This is a genomic window from Acidobacteriota bacterium, assembly GCA_022562055.1.
GTDB lineage: Bacteria > Actinomycetota > Acidimicrobiia > Spongiisociales > UBA5794 > BMS3BBIN02.
Map to the genome: position 1 here is coordinate 16380 of JADFQA010000023.1, position 20298 is coordinate 36677.

Below are 20298 nucleotides of genomic sequence, written 5' to 3' on the forward strand. Positions count from 1 at the left end.
TAGGTAACCCGGGGCTGGTCGACTTGATCGGCCAGCCCCACCCGAAATAGCTCGATGACAGTCACGCAAGAACACGACCAGCAGGAACTCGTTGTCGCGATGCGCGACATAACCAAGAAGTTTCCGGGCGTTATTGCCAACGAGGATGTAACCCTCGAGATCAGGCGCGGCGAGATCCATGCGCTGCTCGGCGAGAATGGTGCCGGCAAAAGCACGCTGATGAGCGTCCTCTGTGGTCTGTACCAGCCCGACGGCGGAGCGATCCATCTGGCCCTGCAGACAGATGACCTGCGCGAGACAGTGTTGCGGTCCCCGGGCCACGCCATCCACGAAGGCATTGGCATGGTGTATCAGCACTTCAAGTTGATACCAAGTTTCTCAGTCGCGGAGAATGTCCTGCTCGGGGCGCAAGATACCGCGGCGGTCCTTGACCTAGCAGCGACCGGTGAGCGAATCACCGGGATCGGTGAGCGTTTCGGTTTGCCGGTGGACCCCGACGCCGGTGTGTGGCAACTGAGCGTTGGAGAGCAACAGCGCGTCGAGATTCTCAAGCAACTCTATCGCGGCGCCTCGTTGCTGATCCTCGACGAACCCACTGCGGTTCTCACCCCGCAGGAGTCCGATGCGCTTGGCGAGACGATGCGGTCGCTCGCTGCGAGCGGCGTGTCGATCATCTTCATTTCGCACAAGCTCGACGAAGTTATCAACTACGCCGACCGTGTGACGGTGTTACGCGGCGGTAAGACCGAGGCGACCGTCGATGTCGCCGACGTGACCAAGGCGGATCTGGCGAGAATGATGGTCGGCCGTGACGTATTGTTTTCAGTCGACAAGGCCGCGCCGGAGTTCGGCCAGGATGCTCTCGTCCTTATGGACGTTTCGGCGGCTGGCGATCGCGGAGTAGAGGCAGTCACCAAAGTATCTTTCACAGTGCGTGGCGGTGAGATATTTGGTATTGCGGGAGTGGCCGGCAACGGTCAGCGTGAACTCGTTGAGGTGATGACGGGGCTGCGCACCCCGACCAGCGGTTCAGTCACCGTGCGTGGCGTCGATCTCACCGGAAAAGGCGCGCTCGACTTCATCATGGGCGGTGTAGCGCACGTTCCCGGTGATCGACTCGGTCAAGGCCTCGCCGGAAATCTGCCCCTCACCGACAACGTAATCCTCAAAACGTTTCGCTCCGAGCCGATTTCACATCGGTCGTTTCTCAACAAGCCAGCGATCCTCGAAATGAGCGAACGGCTCATCGAGTCGTTCAACGTGCTTCCGGGTGACCCTAACGCGTCTGCAAGCGGACTCTCGGGCGGCAATCAGCAGAAACTGATTTTGGCACGTGAGATTGATGCGACGAACCGCCTCGCCGACAGCAAACTGCCTGCCGTGCTCGTCGCGGTGTATCCCACGAGAGGTTTGGACGTCGGTGCGATCGAGATCGTTCGCGCCGCACTCCTGGAGCAGCGATCGCTTGGTGCGGCCGTGATTATGGTCAGCGAGGATCTCGACGAATTGCGTACTTTATCCGACCGCATTGCGGTCCTCCACGGTGGGGAGATCATGGGAATTGTGGATCCGAAAACGACATCCAAGGACGACCTGGGTCTACTTATGGCAGGGGAGCGGATGTCATGACGCTGCCGTGGAGGTTTGAACTCGAGCGCCGTCTCGAGATTTCGCGCAAGATCGCCTGGGGTGTGCCTGCCCTATCCGTTTTGCTCGCATTCATCTTCGGTGCTCTCATCCTGGTACTCGCTGGTGCATCACCGATCGAGACCTACCGGGCAATGCTTGCAGGAGCGTTCGGGTCCATCAGCGAATGGACCGACGGGAACTTCCTCCAAGTAACCGAAACGCTCGTCCGTGCCACACCGCTCATCTTCACGGGTCTGGCAGTCGCAATGGCGTTCCGGATGCTCTTCTGGAACATCGGAACAGAGGGTCAGCTCGTCATGGGCGCAATCGCCGCGGCGTGGGTAGCCCTGTTCCTGCCTGACCTTTTGCCGTGGTTGCCACAGACACGATGGATATACATTCCGATCGGTATTGTCGCTGCAATGTTCGCCGGCGCGCTGTGGGCATTCATTCCGGCGATGATGAAGGTGAAGCTCGGCGTGAATGAGATCATTTCCACGTTGATGTTTAACTACATTGCGATCTTGTTGTACCAGCAGCTCTACACGGGGTCATGGAAGGACCCGGAGGGCTTCGGATTTCCTGGCACTGCGCTGTTTCCGGAGTTCAGCTGGTTTCCCAAGTTCTCTGAGATCCCGATTCTGAACGTGCTGAGTGGCCGCATTCATCTCGGGTTCCCGCTCGCAATCGTCGTTGCAGTCGTTCTGTGGGTAATCATGGACAAAACTAAACGCGGTTACGAGGTCAGGCTGCTCGGCGAAAACGTGGGTGCCGCGGAGTACGCCGGCATTTCAGTATTCAAGAACGTGCTGTTCGTTATGGTTCTATCCGGTGGTGTTGCGGGGTTGGCTGGGCTATCGCAGGTCGCCGGTCTGGGTCACCGGTTGCAGGCCGGTCTTGCGGTTGGCAACGGATTCACTGGAATCATCATTGCCTGGCTCGCCAAGCTGCGGCCGCTATCAGTCGTGATCGTCGCCGTCATGATGGCGGCACTCTTTGTGGGTGGGGACCAGCTACAGATTTCCCTCGGCCTACCGTCGAGCATCGCGGCAGTGTTGCAAGGGGCGATCCTCATCTTTGTGCTCTCCGGTGACGTGTTCACCCGCTACCGCCTCAAAGTGACCCGGGTTGCGCGACATGCCGGTGCTGTTGGAGAGGAGGTTTAGATGGATATTGAATTGCTCACCTCGATTCTTGCGATAGCGGCGTTTGCCGGCACGTCGCTGGTATTTGCAACGATCGGCGAGATCTTTACCGAGCGTGTTGGTATTCTGAATCTCGGCGTCGAGGGCATGATGATCATGGGCGCTGTCACAGGCTTTGCAGCGGCGTACCACTCTGAGAGCGTGTGGGTCGGCTTCTTCATTGCGGCCATCGTTGGAGGTTTCATGGCCCTTGCTCACGCCTTTGCGACGATTACATTGCGCGCCGATCAGATTGTCTCAGGCCTCGCTCTCACCCTGTTTGGTACCGGCTTGGCTAGTTTTCTTGGACAGATCCTCGGACCCGACGGCGGCGCTCTCGTCGGACTCAACGGCCCGAAACTTGCGAAGTTCGCGATACCCGGCCTGTCGAGTCTTCCGTTGGTGGGGGAGGGGCTTTTCACACAGGATCCTCTGGTTTACTCTCTGTTTTTCGTGGTACCCGCGGCGTGGTACTTTCTCTACAAGACGCGCCCCGGGCTTTATCTGCGAGCGGTCGGGGAGAGTGCAGCTACTTCGGACGCCGTCGGGGTCAGCGTGTTTCAACGCCGTTACGTGTACACGGTGTTCGGTGGCGCAATGGCCGGAGTTGCCGGCGCGCACCTTTCGCTCTCGTACACGCCGGGTTGGTCAGAAAACTTGACGGGCGGCCGCGGATGGATCGTCATTGCATTGGTCATATTTGCGACGTGGAACCCCGCCCGGGCGGTGTTTGGTGCTCTCCTGTTCGGAGGTGTGAACGCCGTGCAGTTCCGGTTGCAGGCCGAGGGCACGAATCTTCCGACGAACATTCTCAACATGTCGCCGTACATTCTGACGATCGTTGTTCTGATCCTGATCACGCGATCCGACAAGGCTCGACAAACGATCGGTGCTCCTGTGGGGTTGGGAGTCCCGTATCACCGTGAGGAACGTGGCTGACGAGGCACCATAGTCATTCCGGTTGTACAAAGTGTTAAGGTAGCGGGGAGGATGTAGCGAGGAGTTTCATGTGGCAGCGGGTTCTCCCAAACGTGGGTCGGAGTCCTGGCCGTTCGTGACCGATGTGGCAATTTCGATGCCAGGCTGGCTTGCGAATGACGTTGCGAACTATCGAGGTATCTACCTAACACGCGAGGATCGCATGGCCGTAGCTGTTGACGTTGCACGACGCAACGTGGCGGAGCAGACCGGTGGTCCGTTTGGTGCCGCTATTTTTGAAGAAGCGTCTGGAGTCCTTGTTTCCGTCGGTGTCAATCGTGTGATCGAGCAAACCGCAGCGTTTGCTCACGCTGAGATGCTCGCCTTCTTGATGGCTGGTCGCGCGGTTGAGAGTTTTGACTTGGGTTCCGAGCACCTCCCTGCAATGCAGCTCGTGACGAGCTGTGAGCCGTGCGCAATGTGTCTCGGCACGATCCCATGGAGCGGTGTACGCAGCGTCATCTGCGGTGCCCGAGACTCGGACATTCGAAACATCGGGTTCGACGAGGGGTCCAAGCCGGCGAATTGGATTGCGGATCTCAACGCACGCGGGATTGCGGTGACCATGGACGTTCTTCGACCTGAATCGGTCGAGGTCCTTGAGATGTATGCGGCCGCAGGAGCGGTGATCTACAACGGCAGGGGTGCCGATTCGTGACGACGCATCAACTCCATCCTGTGCAGCGCCAAGGCAGCCATCGCCTCTCAGAGTACCGCAGACCACCGACCTTGGAACAGGCCGTGCGCGTTCTCGAAACCCGTGGCGATGCAGCAAGGATCATCGCCGGAGGGACAGACCTTTTGTTGGAAATGGACCGTGGGTCGCGCAGCGGCATCGACACGCTGGTCGACCTCCGCGACATTCCGGGACTCGACGAAATCGCAGACGACGGCGACGACATCATTCTCGGCTGCCTCGTCACGCACGGCCAGGTTGTTACCAGCGCGTTCGTTGCTGAGCATGCCTTTCCACTCCTCCAAGCATGTTCTGAGATTGGTGCTCCTCAGCTCCGCAACCGAGCGACCGTTGTTGGGAACATCGTCACAGCGTCCCCGGCAAACGACACAATTACACCGTTGCGTGCACTCGATGCAACCATCGAGGTCATCGGACTATCTGGACGCCGCTCGATTCCTTTCGAGGAATTCCATCCCAGCTTTCGAGCAACCGCGCTACACCACACAGACATCGTCACCGCGATCCGCATACCCAAAATGAAGCCCACGGAACGTGGCGTCTTCGGAAAGCTTGGATTGCGCAAGGCGCAGGCCATATCGGTGTTACACGCGACCGCAATCCTCGACTTCGACGGCGACGTGGTCACCGGGGCGAAGATTGCGTTTGGGAGCGCAACACCTGTCATTGTTCGGGCGAGCGAAGTCGAACAAGCGATCATCGGAGTCCCTCTTTCGGTCTTGTCGATCAGTGACGCCGTTGCGCTGGTGCATGAGTCGATTGCGCCGATCGACGACATCCGAGCGGACGCCGTGTATCGCAGCGAACAGGCCGAGATCATGCTCAAGCGCATGTTGGTCGCGCTTGCGGACGGGACCGAGCGAGCACGATTCAACCAACCAGCCATCACGCTGTGGACTGGCCGAGACGACCACCGATGGTCGGCAACGGGTGGCGCCAACGAGGTCACTGCGCTCACCGAGATCGACGTCATCGTCAACGGCCGAACGGTGCGCGCAGGCGGCGCCGTGTCGATGACCCTTCTCAATTGGTTGCGCGATGTCGCCGGTGTGGTCACCGGGTCCCCCCTCACGGGCACAAAGGAAGGTTGTGCAGAAGGCGAGTGTGGCGCCTGCACGGTTCTGATGGACGGCAACGCCGTCGTTTCATGCCTCGTTCTTGCAGCCCAAGCCGACGGGCGGTCGGTGACGACGGTCGAAGGTCTCGCTGACAATGGGATACACGACACGATGCAGCAGGCGTTTCTCGAAAACGGCGCAGTGCAGTGCGGATACTGCATACCCGGCTTCGTTATGTCGGCGGAGGTTTTGGTTCAGGAGTCTTCTCCGCTCGACCGAGAAAAGGCCGAGGCCGGGCTAGCCGGTAACCTGTGCCGCTGTACGGGCTACTACAAAATCATCGACGCAGTCATCGACGCTGCCGGGCAAACTCGGAGTGGAACATGACGGTTGGCGCCAGCGTCCGACGATTCGATGGGCCATCGAAGGTCGATGGTTCTGCCCTCTACCCGGGCGATATCCCTCTCGACAACCCGCTACACGCCAAGGTCGTCTTCTCCAACAAGCCACACGCCAAAATGTTGTCAATGGACGTGACTCCAGCTCTGGCGATGCCAGGTGTCGTGACGATCATCACCGCGGCGGACGTCCCTCTCAACGAATACGGCCTCACGATGAAGGACCAGGCTGTGCTCGTCGGAGTTGATGGCAACGGACGCAGCGATCTGCCACCAAACATCTCACGCTGGGAGGCAGACCACATTGCTTTGATCGTTGCGGAAAGTGCTGATGAGGCAGCGGCTGCCGCCGCCGCGCTTGTCGTTGAATGGGCGGACATGCCGGTCGTTGCCGACATCGACGCTGCGCTCAACGGCGAGACGCTTGTGCACCCTGAAAACGGCAAGCCTACGAATATTTTCTACTCCTACAAGACCAGGCTCGGGGATATGGATGCCGGTTGGGCAGCTGCCGATGTCGTGGTGGAAGCCACCTACGAACTACCTCACCAGGAACACGCCTACCTCCAGCCTGAGGCCGCGGTTTCATACATCGACGATGAAGGTCGGATCACTGTCAACATCGCCGGACAATGGGCGGTAGAGGATCAAGTGTCGATTGCATACTCACTTGATGTGCCTGTCGAAGAAATCCGCGTCATTTATCCTGCGATTGGGGGAGCGTTTGGGGGCAGAGAGGACATGTCGTTGCAGATCGTAATGGCCCTGGCGACGCGCAAGCTCCGCGCTATGGGTGTCGATCGTCCGCTGCGCACCGTGTGGAATCGGGAAGAAAGCATGTTGGGACACCACAAACGCCACCGTGCTCGCGTGGTCACGAAATGGGGCGCGACACGCGACGGCAAGATCGTTGCCGTCGACACTGACGTGTACATGGACGCCGGGGCGTACAACTACACATCAAACAAGGTTCTCGGCACGTTCCACACCACGATTGCGGGGCCGTATGTCGTGCCGAACGTCCGCGTCGACTCTCGGGCTATCTACACGACTTCGGTTCCCGGTGGGGCGTTCCGCGGATTTGGGGCCCCCCAGGCCGGATTCGTTGCTGAGTCACAGATGAACAAGCTGGCAGTGAAACTTGGCATCGACCCGGCCGAGATACGCCGGCGCAACACCCTGAGCGACGGTGACATCTCCATCACTCACCACCCCCTTCCGCTTGGAGTGACAATCGGTCAAGTGCTCGACACCTGCGCTGAAAGGCAACAGGCATGGGCAGAGGTGCCGGCGACCCCCGATCTGTCACCGTTCGCCTCGCTCGCATCGTCAGGCGATGCAGTGAAGGTCGGGGTTGGTTTGGCAATTGGATTCAAGAATGTTGGGTTCTCCTTCGGATTCCCCGAACGGTGCGAGGCCACCATTGAGCTTTACGGCGATGAGGACGAGTATGACTCAGCAATCTTGTATCACGGCGGCGCCGACGTCGGTCAGGGGGCCCACACGGTGTTTGTGCAGATGGCCGCCGAGGCTCTCGGGTTGCCGGTTGAGGCTGTCTCGGGCGTAATGTCAGACACCGCGACATCTGGAGATTCGGGCTCTGCGTCTGCGTCCCGTCTCACCTGGATGGCCGGTCAATCTATTGGTGAAGCCGCTGCGGTCGCGCACAAGGCGTGGGTAGACGGCGACCGGCCCGCCCGTGGCTTTTACCGATATGAGCCACCGGCGACCGAGCCTCTCGACCCAGACACTGGGGCCGGCGCACCGTTTTTTACTTGCGGCTATGTTGCCGAGGCCGTCGAGTTGGCTATCGACGTCGAGACCGGTCACATCGAGATCCTCCGCATGGTGTGTGTGACCGACGCCGGTCGGGTTGTAAACCCGTTGTTGGCCGAAGGTCAGATCGAAGGTGCCGTGGTGCAGGCGCTCGGGTACGCCCTCAGCGAACGGTTGGTCGTTAAGGACGGACGCATGTTGAACCCGAGATTCAGTGGGTATCTTATCCCGGGTGTCTCTGAAATCCCTAAGACGCTAGAGGTCGTCAACCTTGAACTTGCAGACCCGCTGGGTCCGTGGGGCCTGCGGGGCATTGCAGAGATGCCGATGATCGCGTGTGTGCCGGCGATAACCGCGGCCATCCACGATGCGACCGGCGTGTGGATAGATGAGTTTCCATTGACCCCTGACCTGGTTCGCAAACATCTTCGAGCTGCAGGCCTATAAAATAAACGCGCCAGCTAGGTCTTGTTGACGGTGTTGAGATAGTTGTAGACGGTAATTCGGCTCACCCGCATGCGGTCCGCCACGTCGTCAATCGCTTTGCGCATACGAAAAGCACCCCGTGAATCGAGGATACCGACGGCCCTCTGTTTCAGCTCGCGCGAAAGTTCGTCTAGTGGGCCGCCGAGTTCCAGCTCGATGCTGGCAATCATGTGCCCGAGAGCGCCTTCGAGACCCGCCAAACGAAGCACAGCAACCGTTTCTCCCTCCCATTGCAAGGGGATATCGCCCGGCTGCGTCTCTGAAATCGCGAGGATTTCCGCGCCGAGCGCCTCTGCGATCGGCGCCACTGCGTCGATGAGCGGATGGTCGCCTAGCGCGTGGTCCGCGATCACGATTCGATTTCGACCGTCAGCTGCAAGCGCGTCGCCCCCGACCCGAGTGCAGCCGGCAGTACTGCAGCAATGCTTTCAAGAACAGCTTTGCGGTCGCCGACCACAGTGGTGCCAAACGGTCCGATCGTGACTACGACCCCGGTACGTCGGGCCGCGTCAATCCCAGCCATCACATGCTCGCGAAGTTCGCCGGGCACGAACGGCTCGATGACGAACTCGGCTGTGAGCGTATCACCGGTGTTGTCAGTGGCCTCCATCGCCGCAATGATCGTCGCTGCGGGCATCCATCGCAAACACCGCCGGCATCGAAGCCCTATCGGGCCGAGATTGCACCGTAGGTTTCGGGTCGACGATCGCGGTAGAACGCCCAGTGTCGGCGCACCTTCTCGATCAGGCTCATGTCAAGGTCACGCACCACTACCTCGTCCTGAGTGTCCGATGCGGCGTCCCCGACCATTTCTCCGCGTGGGTCGACGAAGTACGACGTGCCGTAGTAGTCGGTGTTTGTAAGGTCTTCTGCACCCACACGGTTGATCGCCCCAATGAAGTACTCATTGGCGACCGCGGCTGCAGGTTGCTCGACCTGCCAAAGATATTTCGAGTGGCCTCGAGTTGTTGCCGACGGATTGAACACGATACGGGCACCATTCAGACCGAGGGCGCGCCACCCTTCTGGAAAGTGTCTGTCGTAACAAATATACGCAGCGATTCGTCCGACCGCGGTGTCGAACACCGGGTACCCCGAGTTGCCAGGACGAAAATAGAACTTCTCCCAGAATCCCTCGACCTGGGGAATGTGCGTCTTGCGGTAGATACCGAGAAACTCTCCGTCCGGATTGATGAAAGCAGCAGTGTTGTAGAACGTCCCCTCATCGACCTTTTCGAAGATTGGGACTATCACAACCATGCCGGTTTCCCGAGCGACGTTCGTCATCGTCTCTATGGTTGGTCCGTCAGGGATCGCTTCGGCAGAATCAAAGTGATGAGTCTCCTGGGTGTTACAGAAATACGGTGCGTTGAAGATTTCCTGGAAACAGATGACGTTGGCGCCCTGATTGGCAGCGTCGTGAGCATATTGGACGTTCTTGTCGACCATGGAGTCGCGGTCTCCGGTCCACTCAGATTGAACTAGAGCCGCGCGTACGATTTCGCTCATGTGGGTACATCCGTTCTTCTGCCGCACGGTTGCCGTGCGCTGTCGTTTGACAAAGTGTAAAACTACGTTGAGAGTGTCACAAGTTTCGTTACGCCTGTGCCCTGGGCGCGGCAATCTGTGAGAGGGAACCGATGCTCTTGTCGAAGAACCAGCGCGTACTCGCCGTAGTGGAATCACCGTTTGAGGCAGATCCACGAATTCTCATGTTCCACCAGCGGCTCGACGGCTACGCCGCGACCGATCTCGTTTCACTTCCCGATTTGGCCGCCGAGCTTGGCATCGGCGCGCTTTTCGTGAAACACGAGGCGGAGCGCTACGGCCTCCCCGCGTTCAAGATGCTTGGCGCATCTTGGGCCGTGTACCGGGCGGTGTGCGACCTTGCTGGTGAAGAGCCGGAGTGGGACACGTTCGATGAACTCGCCACAATGTGGCAACCCCTGCTGCCCCTTCGGCTCGCCGCCGCAACAGACGGAAATCACGGCCGTGCGGTTGCATCCATGGCGCGCCGGATGGGGTTTTCGGCTTCGATTTGGGTGCCGATCGGCACTGCCGCGGCTCGTATATCAAGTATCGAGGCCGAGGGGGCAACGGTCACGGTTGTCGACGGGACCTACGACGATGCTGTTGCAGTCGCAGCCCTCGAGGCAGACGAGCACACACTCGTCATATCCGATACGTCGTGGGAGGGTTACCGCCTCGTACCGACATGGGTGATCGACGGGTACTCCACCATTTTGAGGGAGATCGACGGTCAACTGAAGGACCTCGACGTCGAGCCGGACGTTGTGTTCGTGCAACTCGGCGTCGGGGCGCTCGGAGCTGCCTTCGTCACTCACTTCAAAGCGGCCGCCGGCGGGCCGATCATCATCGGGGTGGAACCTGACGACGCAAACTGTGTCATGGCCGCCATCGACGCAAACGAGATCGTTACCGTTCCCGGACCGCACACGTCACATATGGTCGGCCTCAACTGCGGCACGGCTTCGCCGTTGGCGTTTCCGGTGCTGAGAGACGGCCTAGACGCGGTTGTCGGGATTGGTGACAGCGACGCCTTCACCGCGATGCGAGCATACGCCGATAACGGTCTCGTGTCGGGAGAGACCGGGGCGTCCGGTCTCGGCGCGTTGATGGCGCTTGCCCGAGAGGGCCGACTTGCCGAGGTTGGCATCGGCCCAGACTCGACCGTTCTTGTGATCAATACCGAGAGCGCGACCGACCCTGAAAACTACCTTCGCGTCGTAGGTAAAGCACCAGAGCAAGTTGCGGCATCGTGACTTCCACCGTCGACGTCGACGTCGCCGTTCTAGTACTCGCCGCCGGCGCCTCGACTCGGTTCGGATCTCCGAAACCGCTCGCCGACGTTGGAGGAAGGCCGCTCCTAGCCCGAGCTATTTCAGAGATACAGCAGTGGGCACCCGGCAAGGTCGTTGTCGTGCTTGGCGCCGAGGCCGACCTTGTATGCAAAGTGATACCCGATGACATCGAAATCGTTGTGTGCGCCGATTGGGAGAGCGGCATGTCGGCCTCGTTGGCTGCGGGAATCGAAGCGGTGGCTGCCGACCCGTCGATAGCGCGTTGCGCCGTGATGATGGGAGACACACTAGGTGTGACAGCCTCGGATGCGGCTCGGGTGCTGGAAGTGTCTACCATGTACCCCGACATTGTTATGCAGGCGACTTTTGAGGGCGAGCCCTCGCACCCGGTTGTGTTTCCGAGGGAGCTTTTTGACTCCTTACTGGAGCTCTCCGGTGACAGTGGGGCGCGCGACTTGCTGGCGTCTGGAAACGTGGACGTTGTCGCCGTGCCATTGGAGGCCTCAACGCCGATTGATGTTGATACGAGGGCCGATCTACCGGACGTGTAACCGGCGAACCAAGGCGGGTTTCTGAGCGCCTATCCTTGCCAACACTCTGTTGCCAACAAGCTGATTCTGATGTCGCTTCTGACCGAACTAACCGATCTCGTATCCCGTGCATTCTTGTCGGACGGACTCGACGGTGCTTATGGGGATGTCGTCGTGTCTCAACGGCCAGAACTTGCCCAATTTCAGTGCAACGGTGCCCTGTCCGCTGCAAAACCGGCTGGCCGCAGTCCCCGAGAAATCGCAGACCAGGTCGCCACCAAGATCGCCGAAGACGCTCGGATCAAAGATGTTTCTGTTGCAGGTCCGGGGTTTATAAACATCGTCCTCACCGATGCAGCCATCGCTGCTAGCGCTCAGGATGTGATTGACGCTGGTGACATGGGACTTCCCGAGATCGAACCCCGTGCGATTCTGGTCGATTACGGAGGGCCGAATGTCGCAAAGCCACTCCATGTCGGGCATCTGCGCCCGGCGATTATCGGCGAGGCGGTGAAGCGCCTATTTCGGCTCCAGGGGCATAACGTCGTCGGCGACGTCCATCTTGGCGACTGGGGCACACCGATGGGGCAACTTATCAACGAAATACGAATCCGAATGCCGGATCTGCCGTACTTCGACGAGACCTTCAGCGATCCCTATCCGCAGGATTCGCCTGTCACCGTTGCGGAACTTGAGGAGATTTATCCGGCGGCGTCGCAACGGTGCAAAGACGACCCGAACGAAGCCGAGAACGCCCGGCGCGCTACGTTGGCTTTGCAAAACGGACGTCCCGGCTATCGGGCGCTGTGGCAGCATTTCCGAACGGTGTCGGTTGCGGCGATTAAGGAGAACTACGACGAGCTCGGCGTCGAGTTCGATCTTTGGTACGGCGAGTCGGACGTCAACGACCTGCTCGCCCCCCTGATAGAGCGACTGGTCGTAAATGGCTACGCCGAAGAATCCAACGGATCGCTCATCGTTCGGGTACAGACTGAGGATGACAACCGGGAAATTCCGCCGCTTATCCTCGCCAAATCAGACGGCGCGACCCTGTATTCAACGTGGGATCTCGCTACCATCGAGGACCGCATACAGACCCTCGGGATCGTCGAGATCATCTACATCGTGGACCTGCGCCAGTCGTTGCATTTTGAGCAGGTCTTTCGTGTCGCTCGTCTGGCCGGTATTGCGGGAGATGATGTCATCCTCGAACACGCCGGGAACGGGACGGTCAACGGCAGCGACGGCACTCCGCTCAAGACCCGCACCGGTGGGGTGAAAACACTGCGGTCGCTGCTTGATGAGGCGACCGAGTCGGCGATGTCTCAGATGGATGACCGCGGTCTCGCTGCCGGGTACCCCGACGAGGAGCGGCTAGCTATTGCGCACACGGTCGGCCTCGCCGCTGTGAAGTTCGGAGACCTCTCAAATCACCGCGAGTCCAACTACACGTTCGACATGAACAGGTTTACTTCGTTCGACGGGAAGACAGGCCCCTACCTGTTGTACGGCTCGGTGCGAATGTCGTCGCTTCTCCGGCGAGCGGGAGCTGAAGGCGTTGACGCGGGGGGCATCGTTCCACCGACGTATCAGGCCGAGAGAACGTTGTTGTTGGTTCTCGCCCGCTTCCCCGAGGTCATCGCACGCGCCGCGTCTCTGCGTGCACCGAACCATGTGGCAGAGTACGCGTACGACGTGGTGGCCGCTTACAACCGGTTTTATGAGCAATGCCACGTCCTCACAGAGAAGGACACTGACCGGCGGGCAGGATGGGTAGGTCTGGTCGCTCATTCCAGGGCGACTCTTGGCCAGCTACTGCACGTGCTGGGTATCGAAGTTCCGGAGCGCATGTGATTTCTTCACCGTGGCCGGCAAGTATGGACCGAGGCGCTGACGGCCACGTCTCGATCGGGGGAGTCCGAGTCGAAGATCTACTCGCCGAGTTCGGATCGCCGCTGCTCGTGATGGACGAAACCGACTTTCGAGCACGGTGCCGCGCCTACCGTCACGCATTCTCTGGAGCGACTGTTGCGTACGCGTCCAAGGCGTGGTGCACAACGGGTGTCATCCAAATCGCGGACGAAGAAGGCCTTTGGATTGATGTTGTCTCTGGCGGGGAATTGCATGCGGTGCTGCGGGCCGGTGTTGATCCTGAGCGCATCGTGTTTCATGGCAACAACAAATCAGTCTCAGAACTTGAGCACGCGGTTGTGGTCGGTGTGGCCCGCATTGTTGTTGATTCGGTTGAGGAACTCCACAGGATTGAAGCTATCGGTGTCGCGAATGCAAAGCCGATTGCATGCTGGTTGCGTATCACACCAGGCATCGATGCCCATACCCACGAGTACGTGCGCACAGGTCACGATGACTCCAAATTCGGGTTCTCGGTTGCTCTGGGGCTTGCGGACGAAGCTATCGAAATCGCGTTGACTCTTGAGCACGTCGACATCGTTGGTGTGCACGCCCACATCGGGTCGCAGATATTCGGTACGGATCCGTTCGTTGCCAACGTCGACACTCTGATCGAATTGCTCGCACATTGGAAGGCCGGCCACGACTTGACCATTGCAGAGATGAACATCGGCGGTGGCATGGCTATCCGGTACACGCACGAGGACCACCCCGTCGGTGTGCAGCGCTACGGCGACGCCGTCATCGCCGCCGTGGCCGACGCATGCGGTAGGCACCACTTCCCACGACCGACGCTATTCGTGGAACCCGGCCGCGCTCTGGTAGGTCCGACCACGCTGACGCTGTACACCGTCGGGACCGTGAAGAAGTTGCCCGGTATCCGGACGTTTGTCTCGGTCGATGGCGGTATGAGCGACAATATCCGGCCAGCCCTCTACAAGGCTGAGCACGAGGTAATAGTCGTCAACCGCCATGGATCCGAAACGGTCGTTCCGATGACGGTTGTTGGCAAACATTGCGAGAGCGGAGACCTCGTGCGTGAACGCGCTCCGCTGCCCGACGACATCACCGCAGGGGATGTTCTCGCGGTCGCCGCAACCGGTGCTTACACCGCCTCGATGGCCTCGAACTACAACTTGCTTTCAAGACCCGCCGCGGTGCTTGTCTCCGACGGTGCGGTCCGACTGCTTATGCGCAGAGAGTCCATTGATGAGATCCTCGCGAGGGACGTCTCGATCAGGTAGACGGTCGCCGGGTCCCGCCAGCAACGCGGTACTATCTCGGGTCATGGAAACTACCGTTGGTATCGGATTACTTGGCGCTGGCATCGTCGGCGGATCGCTCGTTCGTCGGCTTGTCGACGAGAACGACGCAATCAGGGCCAAAACCGGACTCGACCTTCGTATCGTGCGCATTGCAGTTGCCGACCTTTCCAAGGAACGCGACTTCACCGTCGACGAAGGTGTCCTGACCGACGACCCGATGGCTGTGATTGAAGATGAAAAAGTCAAACTTGTTGTCGAGGTAATGGGAGGTTTGGAGCCCGCCGGCGACCTCATTCTTGCCGCGCTGGAGGCAAGTAAGCCAGTGATCACGGCAAACAAGGAACTCATTGCGGCTCGCGGCGCCGAACTCATCGCTGTTGCAGAACGCAACGGCGTGCCGTTTCTGTTCGAGGCCGCGGTCGGCGGTGGAATCCCCATTATCCGACCCCTTTCGGAGACCCTTGCTGGTGAACAAATCGACAAGATCATGGGAATCGTCAACGGCACAACCAACTTCATCCTGACCCGGATGAGCGAAGACGGACAAGAATTCGACCAAGCTCTGAAAGAAGCGCAGAGGCTTGGGTACGCCGAAGCTGACCCGACAGCGGATATTTCAGGAGCTGACGCCGCAGCAAAAGCAGCCATCCTGTCCAGTCTCGCTTTTGGTGTCTGGGTTGGGCAAGAGGATGTGTATCGCGAAGGGATCGATGGTATTTCGCTTGTCGATCTGCGCCACGCCGATGAACTCGGGTTTGTCGTCAAGCTGCTCGCGGTTGCGGAGAAAACTACCGGGGGCATCTGCACTCGAGTGCATCCCGTCATGTTGCCAAAGTCGCATCCTTTGGCCTCCATCAGGGGTTCGGGCAACGCCATATTCATCAAGGGTCCACAAATCGATGAGTTGCTGTTCGCTGGCCCTGGCGCCGGCGGCGCCCCGACTGCGACAGCAGTACTTGGCGATGTGATCGATGCTGCCCGCGAGATTTTGGCAGGTGCTCAGGTGTCGCCCGCCATCAGATTTGGTTCGGGGGAGATTCTCGACTTCGCCGACGTCCATACTGAATGGTATGTCAGGTTGATGGTGGACGATCAGCCCGGTGTTCTCGCGTCGATTGCCCATGAGTTCGGCGCCAACGATGTCAGCATAAAGTCCGTTTGGCAGGAGGGTGAGCACGGGGAAGCAACCCTGCTGTTGATCACCCACCGAGCGAGGGAATCTAACCAACGCGCCGCCGTTGCGGCTGTTGAGGGTCTTGAAAGTGTTCGCCGGGTAGCGACAGTAATGCGTGTAGAAGGCGCAGACACCGGCCGATAGGACTACACAATGGCGGAGCGTACTTGCGTACCGATGCCATTGCGTTATTATCACAACCGGACCGGATATCTCCGGCCCATCTCCCACCAACCCGCCTCGGCGTTTCTGGGTGGGCAGACCTTGAACCATCGACAGGCGACTGTGTCGCTGTCTGCAACGCGCATTTCGATTCGGCGGCACCGGAGATGGTTTTCATTCATGCCGAAAGGGGCATTTGTCACATGACAACAAGAGCCAGACTTCAAGAGCTTGGACTTCCTGCTCTCCGCTCTATGGCGGGTACCGTTGATGTCGACCACGAAGGACTCCAAAAGTCCAAGTTGATCACCGAAATCATGAGCGCAGGGGGGTTCAACGAGAGTCTGCTGCCAGCACCAAAAGAGATTTCCGACGACCGCGTCGACGCCGGTGAATCGAAGATCAGTGAGTCGGGTGCTCCCGAATCCAAAACGACAGACCAGGACACCCAAGACACCGACACGCGAGACGACTCGGTGGCTACCGACGACACACAGCCGCAAAACAACGGCGACCGCAAGCGTTCTGGAGGCGATCGTCAAAGAAATGACGGCTCCCGGCAGCGCAACCAAGGTGGTCGCCAACGAGGCGACGGTCAGCGGCAGGGGCAAGGTCAGGGCGGAAACCGCAACCGCAGCCGTCGGCGCCGCGGCAGAGAACGCGACTACGAGCCAATTGATGAGTCCGAGCTCGAGGTCCGCGAAGGCATCCTCGACATCCTTCCCGAGGGGTACGGTTTCCTCCGGTGCAGCGGCTACCTGCCCGGTGACGACGACGTGTATGTTGCCGCCAACCTCGTACGACGCAGCCGGCTGCGCAAGGGTGATGTCATTTCCGGTCCCGTTCGTCCTGCCAGGGCTCAGGAGAAATTCGCAGCCCTTGTCCGCGCAATCTCCGTCAACGGCATCGATCCTGAGGAGGCCAAGGATCGTGTCAACTTTGCCAAGCTGACTCCGCTGTTCCCCGATGTACGCCTTCGCCTTGAGGTGGACGACGAGCCTAATTCGATACTTCCGCGGATCGTCGATCTGATCGCTCCGATCGGCAAGGGCCAACGTGGGCTGATCGTATCGCCGCCAAAGGCTGGCAAAACAACGGTGCTCAAGGAAATTGCCAACTCGGTTTCGAAGAACAACCCGGAATGTCACCTGATGGTTGTCTTGGTGGACGAGCGCCCCGAAGAAGTCACTGACATGCAGAGGTCTGTGAAGGGCGAGGTCATCTCTTCGACATTTGACCGCCCTGCGGAGGAGCACACCCAAGTTGCAGAACTTGCTATTGAGCGGGCGAAGCGTCTTGTCGAGCAAGGGCAGGACGTTGTTGTCTTGCTCGACTCGATCACTCGGCTTGCTCGGGCGTACAACCTTTCAATGCCTGCAAGCGGACGCATTCTCTCGGGTGGTGTCGATTCGGGTGCCCTGTACCCTCCGAAACGCTTTTTTGGCGCGGCCCGTAATATCGAAGAGGGTGGCTCGCTCACCATCATCGGTACCGCGCTTGTTGAGACCGGCTCTCGCATGGACGAGGTGATCTTTGAAGAGTTCAAAGGTACCGGCAACATGGAGCTGCGGCTTGATCGGAAACTCGCCGACCGGCGGATTTATCCGGCTATCGACGTAGCGTCGTCGAGCACCCGGCGTGAGGATCTGTTAATGCATCCTGACGAGCTTCAGGAGGTGTGGAAGCTACGCCGAGTGCTGCTCGCACTCGATGGCGGCGCGGCGCTTGAACTGTTGATCGACCGTCTCAAGACCACGCGCTCCAACGCCGAGTTTCTGCTGAGCATTTCGAAGGTCGGGAAGTAACTTTCAGGGGTTCCCGTTCTACTAAAGTTTCCCCTTCACATAGGAGTTTGCCGTGAAGTCTGACATTCATCCCGGATACCGCGCTGTGGTGTTCCAGGACACATCATCGGAGTTTTCGTTCCTCACGCAGTCGACGATCGAAACCAAAGAGACCGTCGAGTGGGAAGACGGAAACACGTACCCGCTCGCCAAGGTCGAGATCTCCTCTGCGAGCCACCCGTTTTACACCGGTAAGCAAGTACTCATTGATACGACCGGACGCGTCGAGCGTTTCCGGCGCCGCTACGCCAACGTTGGCATCAATACCGAGCAGAAAACTGCGGCGACAACGGGAGACGAAAAAGCCTCGACCGAGGCTTAGCCATGAGCCAACCTCCAGCTGCCGTTGTCGGGGGCCAGGCGGTAATCGAAGGTGTCATGATGCGATCACCCACAGGGTGGGCGGTGGCTGTGCGTCGGCCAGACGGCATCATTGAGGCTGAAGGGCGTGACCTCCCGAAACTCTCTTCGCATTCCCGGCTCGCCAAGATGCCGTTCACTCGCGGCATCATGGTGCTCGGTGAAAGCCTGTCGCTTGGTTTCAAGGCGCTGTCGTGGTCAGCGCAGAAGTCGGGCGAGGAGGAAGATGAGCTCAAGCGTTGGCAGGTTGTCCTGACAATGGTGATCGGCGTGGTTCTCGCTGTGGGTTTGCTCGTCATCGTCCCGGTTGTCGGAGCGAACTGGCTCAAGCGGTTCTTTGATGATTCGAGCCTGGCTTTTGTCGTGATGGACGGGCTGCTACGTATCGGGTTTCTGGTTGGATACATTGCGCTAATCGCCCGCTCTGACGACATCCAACGGGTGTTCCAATACCACGGTGCCGAGCACAAAACTATCCACGCTTACGAGGCAGGGGACCCTCTCACCATTGCGGAGATCCAGAAGTACAGCCCGCGGCATCCTCGATGTGGGACGTCCTTCCTTGTCATTGTCGGGATGGTTGCTTTCTTCGTTTTTCTCGTGCTTGCGCCGCTGGCCTTGGTGTGGCAGATAGCGGCTCGCATCGTGTTGATCCCTGTTGTTGCCGGCGTGTCGTACGAGGTTCTCAAGGCGGGGGCGACGTCACGCTGGTTGGCCTGGGCGAATCGCCCCGGGATCTGGTTGCAAGCAATCACTACCAACGAACCGACCGGCGACCAGGTTGAGGTTGCGATCGCATCTCTGCTCGTTGCCGTTGATGAGGATGAGGCCGAACGGCTGATTGCCTTGGGAGGCATTCCCGACAGTGTGATCAACGCTGAGAGCACTCGTCTGGGAACGTCTAATGGATGACAACCTGCGTCAGAAACTTGTCGAGATCGAGGAGGCCTTCGAGGCGACGCTGCTCCAGCTCGCAGACAACATCATTCTTTCTGATCAGGATCGGTATCGCGAGGTCACCCAGCGTCATGCGGAGATCAAACCGATCGTCGAGGCCTACCGTCGGTACGTTACTGCCGAGGGCGAGTTGGTTGAAGCTGCAGAACTCCGGGCTGACGAGGCCGACGCAGACATGGCGACCTACCTCGATGATGTTCAGGCTGAGTTGCGGACCGAAATGGATGGTCTCGAAGCCGATCTACGAATCTTGCTTGTCCCTAAGGACCCTGACGACGACCGTGACGTCATCGTAGAAATCCGGTCTGCCGCCGGTGGTGACGAGGCTGCTCTGTGGGCTGGGGACCTCATGAGGATGTACGAACGGTTTGCGGAGCGGCTCGGGTGGAAATTCGAAACGATCGACATGTCCGGTTCCGACGGGGGAGGCCTCAAGGAAGGGACCTTCTCAATCAAGGGGCACGGTGCGTTTGCCCGCTTCAAGTTCGAGGCTGGCCCACACAGGGTCCAGCGGGTTCCGAAAACTGAATCCCAGGGCCGTATACATACGTCCATGGCGACCGTTGCGGTCCTCCCCGAAGTAGAGGAAGTCGAGGTCGAGATCCACGAGAACGACCTGGAGATCAATGTGTTTCGCTCAACTGGGCCTGGCGGGCAATCGGTGAATACGACAGACTCGGCTGTGCGGATCATCCACAAACCGACGGGCATTGTCGTGGTATGCCAGGACGAGAAATCACAGCTCCAGAACAAAATCAAAGCCCTTCGGGTGCTGCGGGCCAGGTTGTACCAAGCAAAACTTGACGAACAGCTCGGCGAGCGGGCCTCAGAACGCAAGAGCCAAATCGGAACCGGGGACAGGTCCGAGAAGATTCGTACGTACAACTTCAAAGAGAACAGGGTCACCGATCATCGCGTCAGTCTCACGATCCACGCGTTAGGCGACGTTCTCGACGGCGATCTTGAGGCGTTTCATCAGGCACTCGCGGCCCGTGATGTGACCGAGCGGCTCGCCGCCGTTGAGTGACATTCGCCGTTACGGTGCACAAGCCAATGGCGACACGGTG

General features: G+C 59.3%; 18 protein-coding genes. 15 read left to right on the plus strand and 3 right to left on the minus strand.

Annotated features, from left to right (window positions below; all coding sequences use genetic code 11):
• The first annotated feature begins 54 nt into the window (after positions 1-54).
• The 6 genes from IIC71_09330 (at position 55) to IIC71_09355 (ending at position 8167) form a co-directional block, all read left to right on the plus strand.
• Entirely contained in the window at positions 55-1629 is a 1575-nt protein-coding gene (locus IIC71_09330) for an ABC transporter ATP-binding protein (GenBank protein ID MCH7669379.1), read from the plus strand.
• Positions 1626-2795, plus strand: coding sequence for an ABC transporter permease (locus IIC71_09335; protein MCH7669380.1), 1170 nt, complete (start codon positions 1626-1628; stop codon positions 2793-2795). Before IIC71_09330 ends, IIC71_09335 begins: the two co-directional genes overlap by 4 nt.
• Positions 2796-3752, plus strand: a complete 957-nt coding sequence (locus IIC71_09340; protein ID MCH7669381.1) for an ABC transporter permease — start codon at positions 2796-2798, stop codon at positions 3750-3752. It abuts the gene before it with no gap.
• 136 nt (positions 3753-3888) lie between these two features.
• Positions 3889-4449, plus strand: coding sequence for a nucleoside deaminase (locus IIC71_09345; protein MCH7669382.1), 561 nt, complete (start codon positions 3889-3891; stop codon positions 4447-4449).
• Positions 4446-5933, plus strand: coding sequence for an FAD binding domain-containing protein (locus IIC71_09350; GenBank protein ID MCH7669383.1), 1488 nt, complete (start codon positions 4446-4448; stop codon positions 5931-5933). Before IIC71_09345 ends, IIC71_09350 begins: the two co-directional genes overlap by 4 nt.
• Complete coding sequence (locus IIC71_09355; protein MCH7669384.1) at positions 5930-8167, plus strand: xanthine dehydrogenase family protein; 2238 nt, start codon at positions 5930-5932, stop codon at positions 8165-8167. Before IIC71_09350 ends, IIC71_09355 begins: the two co-directional genes overlap by 4 nt.
• Before the next feature lie 14 nt (positions 8168-8181).
• Here IIC71_09355 and IIC71_09360 read toward each other — a convergent pair whose 3' ends face one another.
• Genes IIC71_09360 through IIC71_09370 form a run of 3 tightly spaced genes read right to left on the minus strand, consistent with a single transcriptional unit; the run spans position 8182 to position 9715 of the window.
• Complete coding sequence (locus IIC71_09360; GenBank protein MCH7669385.1) at positions 8182-8556, minus strand: helix-turn-helix domain-containing protein; 375 nt, start codon at positions 8554-8556, stop codon at positions 8182-8184.
• Positions 8556-8843, minus strand: a complete 288-nt coding sequence (locus tag IIC71_09365; GenBank protein MCH7669386.1) for a thiamine-binding protein — start codon at positions 8841-8843, stop codon at positions 8556-8558. The genes IIC71_09360 and IIC71_09365 overlap by 1 nt, the downstream gene beginning before the upstream one ends.
• A 29-nt stretch (positions 8844-8872) precedes the next feature.
• Positions 8873-9715 (minus strand): acyltransferase, encoded by an 843-nt coding sequence (locus IIC71_09370; GenBank protein MCH7669387.1) that lies wholly within the window; start codon positions 9713-9715, stop codon positions 8873-8875.
• Positions 9716-9846: 131 nt separating this feature from the next.
• Here IIC71_09370 and IIC71_09375 point away from each other — a divergent pair, with 131 nt between their 5' ends.
• The 9 genes from IIC71_09375 to prfA all read left to right on the plus strand — a co-directional run bounded on the left by IIC71_09375 (position 9847) and on the right by prfA (position 20258).
• Positions 9847-10989: a diaminopropionate ammonia-lyase gene (locus IIC71_09375; protein ID MCH7669388.1), complete on the plus strand. Its 1143-nt coding sequence runs from the start codon at positions 9847-9849 to the stop codon at positions 10987-10989.
• Complete coding sequence (locus tag IIC71_09380) at positions 10986-11579, plus strand: nucleotidyltransferase family protein (GenBank protein MCH7669389.1); 594 nt, start codon at positions 10986-10988, stop codon at positions 11577-11579. Before IIC71_09375 ends, IIC71_09380 begins: the two co-directional genes overlap by 4 nt.
• A 69-nt stretch (positions 11580-11648) precedes the next feature.
• Positions 11649-13412 carry an arginine--tRNA ligase gene (gene argS / locus IIC71_09385; protein ID MCH7669390.1) on the plus strand — a complete coding sequence of 588 codons (1764 nt, stop codon included), beginning with the start codon at positions 11649-11651 and terminating at the stop codon, positions 13410-13412.
• The gene (lysA, locus tag IIC71_09390) at positions 13409-14713 is read left to right on the plus strand and encodes a diaminopimelate decarboxylase (GenBank protein ID MCH7669391.1); all 1305 of its coding nucleotides are present in this window, start codon (positions 13409-13411) and stop codon (positions 14711-14713) included. Before argS ends, lysA begins: the two co-directional genes overlap by 4 nt.
• Before the next feature lie 43 nt (positions 14714-14756).
• Positions 14757-16052, plus strand: a complete 1296-nt coding sequence (locus IIC71_09395) for a homoserine dehydrogenase (GenBank protein MCH7669392.1) — start codon at positions 14757-14759, stop codon at positions 16050-16052.
• Positions 16053-16237: 185 nt separating this feature from the next.
• Positions 16238-17875 carry a transcription termination factor Rho gene (gene rho / locus IIC71_09400; protein MCH7669393.1) on the plus strand — a complete coding sequence of 546 codons (1638 nt, stop codon included), beginning with the start codon at positions 16238-16240 and terminating at the stop codon, positions 17873-17875.
• A gap of 52 nt (positions 17876-17927) precedes the next feature.
• Positions 17928-18236, plus strand: coding sequence for a type B 50S ribosomal protein L31 (locus tag IIC71_09405; protein ID MCH7669394.1), 309 nt, complete (start codon positions 17928-17930; stop codon positions 18234-18236).
• Between the two features lie 2 nt (positions 18237-18238).
• Entirely contained in the window at positions 18239-19186 is a 948-nt protein-coding gene (locus IIC71_09410; protein ID MCH7669395.1) for a DUF1385 domain-containing protein, read from the plus strand.
• On the plus strand, positions 19179-20258 hold the full coding sequence (gene prfA / locus IIC71_09415) for a peptide chain release factor 1 (protein MCH7669396.1): 1080 nt from the start codon (positions 19179-19181) through the stop codon (positions 20256-20258). The genes IIC71_09410 and prfA overlap by 8 nt, the downstream gene beginning before the upstream one ends.
• Positions 20259-20298 lie beyond the last annotated feature (40 nt).